Source organism: Frateuria defendens (genome assembly GCF_001182895.1).
In the GTDB taxonomy this organism is placed as follows: domain Bacteria; phylum Pseudomonadota; class Gammaproteobacteria; order Xanthomonadales; family Rhodanobacteraceae; genus Frateuria_B; species Frateuria_B defendens.
This window is the reverse complement of the sequence record NZ_LFQR01000228.1, coordinates 1-223: the sequence shown is the minus strand read 5'-3', so window position 1 is coordinate 223 and position 223 is coordinate 1. Positions and strand designations below refer to the sequence as shown.

Annotated in this window: 1 protein-coding gene; it reads right to left on the bottom strand. The window is 60.5% G+C overall.

The features are described from left to right. On the bottom strand, positions 1-223 hold a 223-nt coding region (locus ACH65_RS18060), incomplete at both ends, for an IS630 family transposase (protein WP_049624031.1).

Below are 223 nucleotides of genomic sequence, written 5' to 3'. Positions count from 1 at the left end.
ATTTCTCACTGATCTGTCCGAAGAATCGCTCGACCAGGTTGAGCCAGGACGCCGAGGTCGGCGTGAAGTGCACGTGGTAGCGCGGGTGCTTCGCAAACCACGCACGCACCTTTTCGGTCTTGTGCGTGCCGTAGTTGTCCATGATCAGGTGGACCTCTTGGTCCTTCGGCACCGCGGCATCGATCGCCTTGAGGAACTGCAGGAACTCCGCACTGCGGTGGCG